Origin of the sequence: Stenotrophomonas sp. YIM B06876 (assembly GCF_030711595.1) — a bacterium.
Classification (GTDB): Bacteria; Pseudomonadota; Gammaproteobacteria; order Xanthomonadales; family Xanthomonadaceae; genus Stenotrophomonas.
This window is the reverse complement of the sequence record NZ_JAUJUJ010000052.1, coordinates 1-11,411: the sequence shown is the minus strand read 5'-3', so window position 1 is coordinate 11,411 and position 11,411 is coordinate 1. Positions and strand designations below refer to the sequence as shown.

Below are 11,411 nucleotides of genomic sequence, written 5' to 3'. Positions count from 1 at the left end.
GGCGGTGCTGCCGCCACCCGTTCCCGCGCCGGCCACCACGGCGGTTGCCGCCCCGGTGGCGGCGGGCCCGGCGCCGGCTACAACATCCACGACGCTGGCCGACACCCCTGCCATCGCCACTGACATCGCGCTGCCGGCGGCGGCATTGGCCCACGATGACAGCGATACCCCGGAGCCCTCCCCCTTCAGCAATCTGTTGCAGGGACTTTCCGCCGCCGCAGACGTCCGCGGCACGGCGGCCGGCAGCGCGCCATTTGCCGGCGCACCGACCGCCACCCCGGATCTCGCCAGCGACGGGTTTGACGAGGCCATCGGCGCGCGCGTGAGCTGGCTGGCCGACCAGAAGATCGGCCATGCCCATATCCGCATCACCCCGCATGAAATGGGTCAGGTGGACGTGAAGCTGCAGCTGGACGGTGAGCGCGTGCATGCCACCTTCACCAGCGCCCACGCCGAGGTCCGCCACGCACTGGAAAACAGCCTGCCGCGGCTGCGCGAAATGCTCGGCGAACAGGGGCTGCAGCTGGCCCATGCCGATGTCGGCCAGCAGTCCAGCTCCCAGGAGCAGAAGGACGGCGGCACCCCAGCAACGGCCGCTGTCGGCGAGGACGCTGGCGGGGTTGCCGGCAAAACCGATGTCGGCGTGACCACGCGCCTGCTGCACCGGCGCGGCCTGCTCGACGCCTATGCCTGAGGGTCGGGCAGGAGCGGGGCCGGTCGCGACCGGCCCCTGCCGATAGCGCGCTTTCGCGACTGATGTCGCTCCTGCACAAGCACACCCGCAGCCCCACCTCGGCGCCGATGTGACCGCACCGGCACGCGCGGCACCCGGCCGCCAACGGCGTCAACTTTCCGCCACACCCCACCCTCTCCATTCCGGCACGGCGATTGCATCTGCAGGGGCAGCAACCCTTCAGGAGCCCACCGTGGCCGTAGCCGCCGACAAATCCCGCAAGCCTGCCGATCCCAAGGACAAGGCCCGCAAGCCGCGCAGTCCACTGCTGGTCACCGCGCTGGTCGCCGTTCTTGCCGCCACTGCCGCGGGCGGTGGCGTGTGGTACTTCGCCGGCGCCAAGACCGCGCCCACCGCGAAACCGGCGGCACCGCGCACGCCCGCACCGGCCCAGTACTTCGCGCTGGAACCGGCGTTCGTGGTCAACCTCGCCGGGGCGCTCGATGGCCCGCGCTACCTGCAGGCCGAAGTGCAGCTGATGACCCGCGACCCGGCCGCGCTGCAGCTGCTGCAGACCCACGCCCCGGCCATCCGCGCCAAACTGCTGATGCTGTTCGCGCAGGTGCAGCCCGAACAGATCGCCGACCGCCCCGGCCGCGAAAAGCTGCAGGCCGATGCGCTGCGCGAAGTGCAGAAGCTGATGACCGCCGAAACCGCGAAGAAGTGCGCCGACGAATTGCTGTTCACCAGTTTCGTGACGCAATAAGGCGCCACGATGAGCATCAACGACCTGCTGTCCCAGGACGAGATCGACGCGCTGCTGCACGGCGTCGATTCCGGCTCGGTCAACATCCCCGAACCGGAAGCCCATCCCGGCGAAGCACGCACCTACGATTTCGCCAGCCAGGACCGCATCATCCGCGGTCGCATGCCGACGCTGGAAATGGTCAACGAGCGCTTCGCCCGGCTCTGGCGCATCGGCCTGTTCAACCTGATCCGGCGCTCGGCCGAGCTGTCGGTGCGTGGGATCGAGCTGATCAAGTTCGGCGACTACCTGCACTCGCTGTATGTGCCGACCAATCTGAACCTGATCCGCTTCAAGCCGCTGCGCGGTACCGGGCTGATCGTGTTCGAGCCGACCCTGGTGTTCGCGATCGTGGACAACTTTTTCGGCGGCGACGGCCGTTACCCGACCCGCATCGAAGGCCGCGAATTCACCGCCACCGAGATGCGCGTCATCCACCTGCTGCTCAAGCAGACTTTCGCCGATCTGCGCGAAGCCTGGGGCCCGGTGATGAACGCCGACTTCGAATACATCAATTCGGAGATCAACCCGCATTTCGCCAATATCGTCAGCCCGCGCGAGTACGTGGTGGTGACCCGCTTCCATGTCGAACTGGACAGTGGCGGCGGCGACATCCACATCACCCTGCCCTATTCGATGCTCGAGCCGATCCGCGAGCTGCTCGACGCCGGCATCCAGAGCGACCGCAACGACCGCGACGAGAGCTGGGCAATCATGTTGCGTGAGCAGCTCGACAGCGCCGAGGTCGAGCTGTCCAGCGTGCTGGCCAGGCGCACCATGAGCCTGCGCGAACTCACCCGCCTGAAGATCGGCGACATCCTGCCGATCGAGCTGCCCAAGCATGTGCCGCTGTGCGTTGAAGGCATCCCGGTGTTCACCGGCCAGTTCGGCGTCGCCAACGACCGCAATGCCGTGAAGATCATCGCCACCCACCCGCCGGGTACCCGCCCGCGCCCCCCCGTGATCCAGGAAGACCCGCAATGAACGACACCGACACCCTCGAAGCCGAAACCGAAACCACTCCTGCAGCAGCGGTCGCACCGGCGCAGTTCGCCAGCCTGCGCGCCGACGACGCCATCACCACCGACCTGGATCTGGATGTGATCCTCGACGTTCCGGTGACGCTGTCGCTGGAAGTGGGCCGCGCGCGCCTGCCGATCCGCAACCTGCTGCAGCTCAACCAGGGCTCGGTGGTGGAACTGGAACGCGGCGCCGGTGAATCGCTGGACGTGTTCGTCAACGGCACCCTGATCGCCCACGGTGAGGTGGTGGTGATCAACGACCGCTTCGGCGTCCGCCTGACCGATGTGGTCAGTCCCGCCGAACGCATCCGGAGACTGCGGTGATCCACCTGCTGGCGCTGGCCGTACCCGCCTCCAAGGCGGCACCGGTCGGCCAGCACGCCGCCGGTGCGCCAGGCATGTTCGGTGCGGTGCTTGCCCTGCTGGCGGTGCTGGCGCTGATTGTCGGGCTGGGCTGGCTGCTCAAGCGCCTGCCCGGTACCGGTTTCCGGCCCGCCGAGGGCCTGCGCGTGGTGGCCAGCCTCAACGTCGGGGCCAAGGAGCGCGTGGTGGTGGTCGAGGTCAATGGCGAGCAGCTGCTGCTCGGTGTGACCGCCGGCGGCATCAGTCCGTTGCACCGCCTGCCCGAACCCTTGCCTGTGATCCCCGCAGCGACGTTGCCGAATCTCAAACAGCTCCCGAATTTCGCCCAGCTGCTCGCACAGAAGCTGCGCAAGGAACCCTGATCGTGCGTGATCGCAACCCTGCCCCGAAAACCCTGTCGCAACTGCTGCTGTTGCTGGTCCTGATCGCGCTGCCGGCCCTGGCATGGGCCGCGCCGGGCATGCCCCCGCTTCCCGACCTGCCGAGTGTGGATGTCGGCAAGATCGGCAGCCAGCCGGTGAGCCTGCCGCTGCAGACGCTGCTGCTGATGACCGCGATCACCCTGCTGCCGTCGATGCTGCTGGTGCTGACCGCTTTCACCCGCATCATCATCGTGCTGGGTTTGCTGCGCCAGGCGCTGGGCACCGGACAGACACCGTCCAACCAGATCCTGCTCGGGTTGGCGCTGTTCCTCACCGCGATGGTGATGATGCCGGTGTGGGACAAGGCCTGGAGTACCGGCATGGCGCCGTATCTGGACGGCAAGATCGACTTCCAGACCGCATGGACCCTGACCACCGGCCCGCTGCGCGCGTTCATGCTGGCGCAGGTGCGCGAAACCGATCTGATGACGTTTGCCGGCATGGCCGGGCATGGCACCTACGCCAGCCCCGATGCGATCCCGTTCCCGATCCTGGTGGCCTCGTTCGTCACCAGCGAACTGAAGACCGCCTTCGAGATCGGCTTCCTGATCTTCATCCCGTTCGTGATCATCGACCTGGTCGTGGCCAGCGTGCTGATGTCGATGGGCATGATGATGCTGTCGCCGATGCTGGTCTCGGCCCCGTTCAAGATCCTGCTGTTCGTGCTGGTCGATGGCTGGGTGCTGGTGGTGGGCACGCTGGCGGCCAGTTTCAACGCGGTGTGAGCCGGACGTTCCAGGCCCCAGTTTGACCGCCATTGCGACTTGCCTCGCTCCTGCATCGGCCGGCATTGCAGCAGCGACACAGGTCGCGATGCTTTTTCTTTTCCGCACCTTCGCACTTCGCACTTTGCGCCCCGCATCACGGCATCCGCCATTTTGCGCGTCGGCCCCTGACGGTTTTCCGCCGGATATTGGCACCGGCCTTGCATCGGCTTCCCGCATGACTCCCGAACTCGCTCTTACCGAACTGCGCGGTGGCCTTGTCACCGTGCTCTGGATCGCCGGCCCGTTGCTGCTCACCGTGCTGGTCGTCGGTGTGCTGGTGGGCGTGGTGCAGGCCGCCACCCAGCTCAACGAACCCACCATCGCCTTCGTCGCCAAGGCGGCGGCGCTGACCGCGGCGCTGTTCGCGCTGGGCAGCCTGCTGATCGGCCATCTGGTCGAATTCACCACGCTGTTGTTCCAGCGAATACCGCATCTGATCGGCTAGCGCCGCGCCATGGATTCCGCCACCCAGATGGCCATTGACGGCCAACAGGCCTTCGCCATCATCGGCTCCACGTTGTGGACGATGTTGCGCATCGGCGCGATGTTGATGGCGATGCCGCTGATCGGCACCCGCGCGGTGCCGGCGCGGGTGCGGGCGTTGCTGGCGATCGCGCTGGCCGTGGCGTTGGCCCCGATCCTGCCGCCGGTGCCGGTCTGGAACGGCTTCGATGCCGCCACGGTGCTCAGCGTCGCCCGCGAGCTGGCGATCGGCATCGCCATCGGGTTTGTGCTGCGGCTGGTGTTCGAAGCCGGCGCCATCGCCGGTGAAATGGTCGCGCAGGGCACCGGCCTGGCCTTCGCCCAGATGAACGATCCGCTGCGCGGCGGCAGCTCCGGTGTCATCGGGCAATGGTTCTACCTGCTGTTCGGCCTGTTGTTCTTCACTGCCAACGGCCATCTGGCCCTGATCTCGCTGCTGGTGGAAAGCTACAAGGCGCTGCCGATCGGGATCGCCCTGCCCGATCCGCAGGCGCTGGCCGCCCTTGCCCCCTCGTTCGTGATGCAGGTGTTCCGTGGCGCGCTGAGCCTGGCCCTGCCGCTGACGGTGGCGATGCTGGCGGTCAACCTGGCGTTCGGCGTGCTGGCGCGCGCCGCACCGGCGCTCAACCCGATCCAGTTGGGCCTGCCGGTCGCGCTGTTGCTGGGAATGTTCCTGCTGACCCTGCTCGCCGGCGAAATGGCCCCTCCCGTGCAGCGCCTGTTCAATGCGGCGTTCGATGCCGCCCGCCAGGCCACCCACTGACGTTGCCACGGGTCCGATGAAAGGCGGCATGGGCGGACTGGCCTGCCAGGCCCCGGACTGGAGTAGGCTGTTGGCACGCGTCCATACCGGGGAGGGTATGGATGGGGGAAGCCGCGCAAGGGAAACGGCGCGGCGCTGGCCATCCAGGCAGGGGTTTCGATGCTCACTGGCAGCTACAACCCGGGATTTGTGCTGCTGTCACTGCTGGTGGCGGTGCTGGCCGCGTATACCTCGCTGGACATGGCCGCGCGCGTCACCCGCGCCGAACCGGGGCATGGCGCCTGGGGCTGGCTGCTGGCCGGGGGCTGCGCAATGGGCTTTGCGATCTGGTCGATGCATTTCATCGGCATGCTCGCCCTGCAACTGCCGATACCGCTGGGCTATGACCCGTGGATCACCCTGCAATCGCTGCTGGTCGCCATCACCGCCTCCCTGTTCGCGCTGTGGCTGGTTTCAAGATCGACCCTGCCCCACCTGCGGTTGGCGCTCGGCGCGCTGTTGATGGGGCTGGGCATCGCCTGGATGCATTACCTGGGCATGGACGCGCTGCGCATGCAGCCCGGGCTGCAATACCGGCCGGGCTGGTTTGTATTGTCGATTGTCATTGCGGTGGTGGCATCGTGGACCGCCCTGGCCATTGCTTTCCGCCTGCGCAATACCGGCCCGGCGTTGACCACGCGGCTGGCGGCGGCGGGGGTGATGGGCATCGCCATTGTCGGCATGCACTACACCGGCATGGCTGCCGCGCGCTTCCCGCTGGGCAGCATCTGCGGCGCTGCCCATGCCGGCGGCCCCTCCAGCGGCTGGATGGCGGCCTTCGTCATGGTGGTGACCATGGCCATCCTGGCCATCGTGCTGGTGATTTCCTGGCTGGAGCAGCGCATGCAGGGCCGCCTGCTGCAGCTGCGCAACGCGATGCTCGCCAGCTCGCTGGAAGAAGCCCGCAACGAACTGCAGCAGGCCGCGCTGCACGACCCGGTGACCCGGCTGCCCAATCGCCGCTCGCTGCAGGAATGGATTGAACGCCGGATCGGCGATCCGCAATCGCAGGCACAGCGGTTCGCGGTGATGTTCATGGATCTGGACGGGTTCCGCCACGTCAACGACAGCTTCGGACACCAGACCGGCGACACCTTGCTGGTCGCCGTGGCCGAACGCACCCGCCAGCTGGTGCAACCCGGCGATCTGGTGGCGCGGCTGGGCGGCGACCTGTTTGTCCTGGTGGTCGCGCTGCCGCCGGAAACCGATGCCTCCGCGCTGGCCTCGCGGATCATCACCGCGGTCAGCAGCATCCGCATCGGGGGGCGGGAGATGCACGTCACCGCCAGCATCGGTATTGCGATCTATCCCGACCACAGCGATTCCGAGCGCCAGCTGATGGCCTGTGCCGATATCGCCATGCACAACGCCAAGCAAAGCGGCCGCAACGCGCAGGTACTGTTCGCCGAATGGATGAATGACAACGCCGAACAGCAGCTGCGGCTGCTGGCGGACCTGCGCAAGGCCATCGGCAGCACCGAGCTGCTCCTGCACTACCAGCCGAAGGTCCGCGTGTTCGACGGCACCGTCTGCGGGGCCGAGGCGCTGATGCGCTGGCAGCACCCGGTGCACGGTCTGATGCCGCCGGAGGTGCTGATCCGGCTGGCCGAACGCAGCGGCCTGATCGCCCAGCTCGGCGCCTGGGCACTGGATGAAGCCTGCCGCCAGCTGCAGTGCTGGGACGCCGCCGGACAGCACAGCTGGAAGATTTCGGTGAACCTGTCGACGCTGCAATTGTCCTCGCCGCAGCTGCTGGACCAGGTGCAGCAGGCATTGCTGGGCCACGGCATCGATCCGCGGCGGCTGGTGCTGGAGGTGACCGAAAGCGCGGTGATGCGCGATATCGACGCCAGCCTGGCCCTGCTGCGCTCGCTGGCCGGGTTGGGCGTGGGCATTTCCATCGACGACTTCGGCACCGGCTACTCCAGCCTGCTGTATCTGAAGCGGCTGCCCGCCACCGAAATCAAGATCGACCACGCTTTCATCCGCTCGCTGGAAGACAGCGACGAGGACGTGGTGATCGTCTCGGCGATTGTGGCGCTGGGCCACGCACTGGACCTGGACGTGGTGGCCGAAGGCATCGAAACCCCCGGACAGCGCAGCTACGTCGAGCGGCTGGGCTGCGACTACCTGCAGGGGTTCCTGTTCGGCCAGGCGGTCGGTGCCGGGGAATTCTTCAGCCGGCACGGCCACGCCGAACGCGCCCGCGGGGTCGGCGCGGAGGCCGCCGCCCACTCCGTGGTCACGGCGCCACGCTGAAGACCCCGCGCTGGGCACGCAGAAAGACCTGCCGGCGTCACCGGTTGCGGAATGGATCTTGCACGACCCGGGTGAGTTCCTCCCGATAGCGTGCGATGTCCGAGAACGAACAGGCTGGCGAAAAGACCGAACAGCCCACCGAAAAACGCCTGCGCGAGGCGCGCGAGCAAGGCAACATCCCCCGCTCGCGGGAGCTGGCCACCGCCGCCGTGTTCACCGCCGGCGTGCTGGCCCTGCTCGGCTTTTCCGCCAGCATCTCGCGCAACGCGCTGGGCTGGATGCGCGCGGCGCTGGCGCCCGACCCCACGCTGCGGCACACGCCGATGGCCCTGTTCGGCCACTTCGGCGAGCTGCTGCTGCAGCTGCTGCTGGCGATCACCCCGCTGGTGGTCGTCTGCCTGCTCGCCAGCTTCCTCAGCCCGGTGCTCATGGGCGGCCTGCGCTGGTCCGCCAAATCGATGACGCCGGATTTCAAGCGGCTCAACCCGATGAGCGGACTCAAACGCCTGTATGGCCCGGAGGCCGGGGCCGAGCTGGCCAAATCGCTGCTGCGGGTCGGTTTTGTCGGCACCGCTGCCGGCATCACGATGTGGCACGGCATCACCACCCTGCGTGGCCTGCTGCACCAGCCGCTGGAAACGGCGCTGATCCATGGCCTGGGCTTCACCCTGAAGCTGATGCTGGCCACCGGCGGCGCGCTGGCGCTGCTGGCCGCCATCGATGCGCCGTANGGAAACGGCGCTGATCCATGGCCTGGGCTTCACCCTGAAGCTGATGCTGGCCACCGGCGGCGCGCTGGCGCTGCTGGCCGCCATCGATGCGCCGTACCAGAAGTGGAACTGGCTGCGGAAGCTGAAAATGACCCGCGAGGAACTGCGCCGGGAGATGAAGGAAAGCGAGGGCAGCCCCGAGGTCAAGGGTCGTATCCGCCAGCTGCAGCAGCAGATGTCGCAGCGGCGGATGATGGAAGCGGTACCCACCGCCGACGTGGTCGTGGTCAATCCGACCCACTACGCGGTGGCGCTCAAGTACGAAGGCGGGCGTATGAACGCCCCCACCGTGGTGGCCCTGGGCGTGGACGAAACCGCGCTGAATATCCGCAAGGTGGCCGACGGCAACAAGGTCGCCATCGTCTCCGCCCCGCCTTTGGCACGCGCCTTGTATCGGGAAGGCCAACTCGGCAAGGAAATTCCCGTGAGACTGTATTCGGCTGTCGCCCAGGTTCTGTCCTATGTCTATCAATTGAAAACCTGGCGCAGCGGCCCGATGCCGCCGGCGCCGGCAATCGACGTCGCTGAATTCGCCCCGGGAGCCACGCCGTGAGCGCGCAACTTGCGCCGATGGGCGCCCGCCGCATCCTCGACATGATCCGCCAGGGACTTGGCGCGCCGCTGGTGGTGCTGGCGTTGCTGGCCATGGTGGTGGTGCCGCTGGCCGCGCCGGTGCTCGATGCGCTGTTCACTTTCAACATCGCCATCTCGCTGATGGTGCTGCTGGCGGTGGTGTACGTGAAACGGCCGCTGGACTTCAGCATCTTCCCGATCGTGCTGCTGGTCACCACGATGTTGCGGCTGGCGCTGAACGTGGCCTCGACCCGCGTGATCCTGCTCAACGGCCAGAACGGCCACGACGCGGCCGGCAAGGTGATCGCCGCCTTCGGCGAGTTCGTGATCGGCGGCAACTACGCGGTCGGCATCGTGGTGTTCGCGATCCTGACCATCATCAACTTCGTGGTCATCACCAAGGGCGCCGGGCGCGTGTCGGAAGTGACCGCACGCTTCATCCTCGACTCCATGCCCGGCAAGCAGATGGCGATCGACGCCGACCTCAACGCCGGCCTGTTGACCCGCGAGGACGCCAAGGCACGGCGTGAGGAGGTGCGTGAGGAAGCCGACTTCTACGGGGCGATGGATGGCGCCAGCAAGTTCATCCGCGGCGATGCCATTGCCGGCATCCTGATCCTGTTCATCAACCTGCTCGGCGGTCTGGCGGTGGGCGTGCTGCAACATGGCATGCCGTTCGGCGACGCCGCCGCCACCTACACCCTGCTCTCGATCGGCGATGGCCTGGTCGCCCAGCTGCCGGCACTGCTGGTGTCCTCGGCGGTGGCCATGCTGGTCACCCGCGCCTCGCGGGCGCAGGACATGAGCCAGGCGATGATGACCCAGGTGTTCGGCCAGCATCGTGCGCTGACCATCGCGGCGGTCGTACTGGGACTGGTCGGTCTGGTCCCGGGCATGCCCAACCTCGCGTTCCTGTCGCTGGCCGCGATCCTCGGCTTCCTCGCCTGGAAAATGTGGAAGCGCAGCCTGCGGCCTGCCACCACCGCCGCGACCGACGGTACCGCCGCGCGCACCAACGGTCTGGCCTTGCCGGCAGCACAGCCCTCGCCCACCGCCGAGCTGACCTGGGACGAGCTGCGCCCGGTCGACCCGCTGGGCCTGGAGGTCGGCTACCGGTTGATTCCGCTGGTCGACAAGAACCAGGGCGGCGAGTTGATGGCGCGCATCAAGGGCGTGCGCCGCAAGCTCACCCAGGACATCGGCTTCCTGATTCCCTCGGTGCATATCCGCGACAACCTGGAACTGCCGGCCAGCGCTTACCGCCTGCTGATCCACGGCGTGCCGGTGGCCACGGCCGACATCCATCCCGACCGCGAACTGGCACTGGACCCCGGCAGCGCGCTGGGCACGCTGGACGGCATCGCCGGCAAGGACCCCGCCTTCGGCCTGGACGCCACCTGGATCCAGCCCCACCAGCGTGCCCATGCCGAGTCGCTGGGTTACACCGTGGTCGATCCGGCCACCGTCATCGCCACCCACCTGTCGCACCTGATCCGCGAACACGCGCCGGAACTGCTGGGCCACGAGGAAGTGCAACAGCTGCTCGCCACGCTGGCCAAGAGCGCACCGAAGCTGGTCGAAGATCTCTCGCCCAAGGCGTTGCCGCTGTCGGTGGTGGCGCGCGTGCTGCAGAACCTGCTGGTCGAACGCATCCCGGTGCGGCAGCTGCGCAAGATCGCCGAGGCGCTGGTGGAGAACGCCGCGCAGACCCAGGACCCGGCGGTGCTCACCGCCGCCGTGCGCAATGCGCTGGGCCGTTTCATCGTGCAGGAGATCGCCGGAATGTCGCCGGAGCTGCCGGTGTTCACCCTCAACCCGCAACTGGAACGCGTCTTGCAGGAGTCCACCCAGGGCAACGGCGCCGCGCTCGAACCCGGTCTCGCGGAACGTCTCCACCAGAGTCTTGCCGACTGTGTCGGCAAGCAGGAGGCGAAGAACGAGCCGGCGGTGGTGCTGGTGCCCGGCCCGGTCCGCGCCGCGCTGGCGCGCCTGGTCCGCCACAGCGTCCCGTCGCTGTCGGTCCTGGCCTACAGCGAAGTGCCGGAAGACAAGCGCCTGAAACTGGTCGGCACGATCAGCTGAGGCAGCCTGGAATCCGCCACCCGTGCCGGAAAACAGACACCTAGACCGTTTACCCGCCGCAACAGGAAACAGGAGCCAGCACTGACATGTACGACGTCGCCAACGCCAGCGCTGCTTCCACTCCCCAGCATTCAACTTCCCGGTACCACAGCATGAAAATCAAACGTTTCGTCGCCGCCGATATGCGCACCGCCATGAACATGGTGCGCAAGGAACACGGACCTGATGCGGTCATCCTGTCCAACCGGCGTACCGAGGAAGGCGTCGAAATTGTCGCCGCCGCCCATTACGACGAATCCGTGGTGCAGCGCGCCCTGGAAGCCGCGCGCCCGGCGCCCCCGCCGGCACCCAAGCCGCGCAGCGCGGCCGAAGCGATGATGGCGGCCGTGA

General features: G+C 67.5%; 10 protein-coding genes and 2 pseudogenes. All 12 read left to right on the top strand.

Annotated elements, in window-relative coordinates; all coding sequences use genetic code 11:
* Window positions 1–694, top strand: a 694-nt coding sequence (locus tag QZH66_RS13935; protein WP_305806541.1) for a flagellar hook-length control protein FliK, incomplete at its 5' end; no start/stop codon positions are given.
* Between the two features lie 232 nt (window positions 695–926).
* Entirely contained in the window at window positions 927–1,439 is a 513-nt protein-coding gene (locus tag QZH66_RS13930; RefSeq protein WP_305806540.1) for a flagellar basal body-associated FliL family protein, read from the top strand.
* A 9-nt stretch (window positions 1,440–1,448) separates the two neighbouring features.
* Window positions 1,449–2,462 carry a flagellar motor switch protein FliM gene (gene fliM / locus QZH66_RS13925; protein ID WP_305806539.1) on the top strand — a complete coding sequence of 338 codons (1,014 nt, stop codon included), beginning with the start codon at window positions 1,449–1,451 and terminating at the stop codon, window positions 2,460–2,462.
* Window positions 2,459–2,824: a flagellar motor switch protein FliN gene (gene fliN / locus QZH66_RS13920; RefSeq protein ID WP_305806538.1), complete on the top strand. Its 366-nt coding sequence runs from the start codon at window positions 2,459–2,461 to the stop codon at window positions 2,822–2,824. Before fliM ends, fliN begins: the two co-directional genes overlap by 4 nt.
* On the top strand, window positions 2,821–3,225 hold the full coding sequence (fliO, locus tag QZH66_RS13915; RefSeq protein ID WP_305806537.1) for a flagellar biosynthetic protein FliO: 405 nt from the start codon (window positions 2,821–2,823) through the stop codon (window positions 3,223–3,225). Before fliN ends, fliO begins: the two co-directional genes overlap by 4 nt.
* Before the next feature lie 2 nt (window positions 3,226–3,227).
* Complete coding sequence (gene fliP, locus QZH66_RS13910) at window positions 3,228–4,010, top strand: flagellar type III secretion system pore protein FliP (protein ID WP_305806536.1); 783 nt, start codon at window positions 3,228–3,230, stop codon at window positions 4,008–4,010.
* Between the two features lie 217 nt (window positions 4,011–4,227).
* The gene (locus tag QZH66_RS13905) at window positions 4,228–4,497 is read left to right on the top strand and encodes a flagellar biosynthetic protein FliQ (RefSeq protein ID WP_305806535.1); all 270 of its coding nucleotides are present in this window, start codon (window positions 4,228–4,230) and stop codon (window positions 4,495–4,497) included.
* Between the two features lie 9 nt (window positions 4,498–4,506).
* On the top strand, window positions 4,507–5,298 hold the full coding sequence (gene fliR / locus QZH66_RS13900) for a flagellar biosynthetic protein FliR (RefSeq protein WP_305806534.1): 792 nt from the start codon (window positions 4,507–4,509) through the stop codon (window positions 5,296–5,298).
* Window positions 5,299–5,457: 159 nt separating this feature from the next.
* On the top strand, window positions 5,458–7,596 hold the full coding sequence (locus QZH66_RS13895; RefSeq protein WP_305806533.1) for an EAL domain-containing protein: 2,139 nt from the start codon (window positions 5,458–5,460) through the stop codon (window positions 7,594–7,596).
* Window positions 7,597–7,691: 95 nt separating this feature from the next.
* Window positions 7,692–8,919: pseudogene (locus QZH66_RS13890) on the top strand (flagellar type III secretion system protein FlhB).
* A 17-nt stretch (window positions 8,920–8,936) separates the two neighbouring features.
* Window positions 8,937–11,021, top strand: coding sequence for a flagellar biosynthesis protein FlhA (flhA, locus tag QZH66_RS13885; RefSeq protein ID WP_305806542.1), 2,085 nt, complete (start codon window positions 8,937–8,939; stop codon window positions 11,019–11,021).
* 152 nt (window positions 11,022–11,173) lie between these two features.
* Window positions 11,174–11,411: pseudogene (locus QZH66_RS13880) on the top strand (flagellar biosynthesis protein FlhF); the annotation flags it as partial.

Excerpts from the sequence above, each read along its gene's own strand:
- fliM (WP_305806539.1), top strand. The coding sequence starts at position 1,449 with ATGAGCATCAACGACCTGCTGTCCCAGGACGAGATCGACGCGCTGCTG.
- fliN (WP_305806538.1), top strand. The coding sequence starts at position 2,459 with ATGAACGACACCGACACCCTCGAAGCCGAAACCGAAACCACTCCTGCA.
- QZH66_RS13905 (WP_305806535.1), top strand. The coding sequence starts at position 4,228 with ATGACTCCCGAACTCGCTCTTACCGAACTGCGCGGTGGCCTTGTCACC.
- fliR (WP_305806534.1), top strand. The coding sequence starts at position 4,507 with ATGGATTCCGCCACCCAGATGGCCATTGACGGCCAACAGGCCTTCGCC.
- QZH66_RS13895 (WP_305806533.1), top strand. The coding sequence starts at position 5,458 with ATGCTCACTGGCAGCTACAACCCGGGATTTGTGCTGCTGTCACTGCTG.
- flhA (WP_305806542.1), top strand. The coding sequence starts at position 8,937 with ATGGGCGCCCGCCGCATCCTCGACATGATCCGCCAGGGACTTGGCGCG.